Source organism: Streptomyces minutiscleroticus (genome assembly GCF_014650875.1).
GTDB lineage: Bacteria > Actinomycetota > Actinomycetes > Streptomycetales > Streptomycetaceae > Streptomyces > Streptomyces minutiscleroticus.
The window spans coordinates 1-698 of the sequence record NZ_BMVU01000240.1 but is presented as its reverse complement, the minus strand read 5'-3'; the positions used below and the strand labels follow the sequence as shown (position 1 = coordinate 698).

General features: G+C 38.0%; 1 protein-coding gene. It reads left to right on the top strand.

The genetic code is table 11. The annotated features are described in order from the left end of the window. Positions 1-698, top strand: a 698-nt coding sequence (locus tag IE271_RS44535; RefSeq protein ID WP_190195519.1) for an MFS transporter, incomplete at both ends; no start/stop codon positions are given.

The window sequence follows — 698 nt, the reverse complement described above, 5'->3', positions numbered from 1 at the left end:
ATGGGACTTACCCCAAAAAACGCTCATTATCTTGGTTACATAGCTCCTGTTTTTTTGGTGTTTGTTAGGATTTGTCAAGGCGTTGCTGTGGGTGGTGAATTGCCTGGCGCTTGGGTTTTTGTCCATGAACATGCTCCGCAAGGCCAAAAAAACACTTATATCGGTTTTTTAAGCACTTCTGTAGTTTCTGGGATTTTGCTTGGGAGTTTAGTTTATATTGGGGTTTACATGGTTTTTGACAAGCCTGTTGTTGAAGATTGGGCTTGGCGGGTTGCTTTTGGGCTTGGAGGGATTTTTGGTATCATTTCTGTCTATTTGAGACGCTTTTTAGAAGAAACTCCTGTTTTTCAGCAAATGAAACAAGACAATGCCTTAGTTAAATTCCCGCTTAAAGAGGTGTTTAAAAATTCTCGCTTTGGCATATTAATCTCCATGCTTATCACTTGGGTTTTAACCGCTTGTATTTTGATTTTTATCCTTTTTGTTCCAAATTTTACCCTCATGCATCCCAATTTTAATTTCACTCCTTTTGAAAAAACCTATTTTCAAATTTTAGGGCTTGCTGGCATTGTAAGTTCTATTATTTTAACCGGGCTTTTGGCCGATAAAATCAAACCACACAAAGTTTGCATGGCTTTTAGCGCGGCCTTTGCCTTTTTTGGCTTTTTATTCTTTAAAGAATTTTATTCTAATGCGCC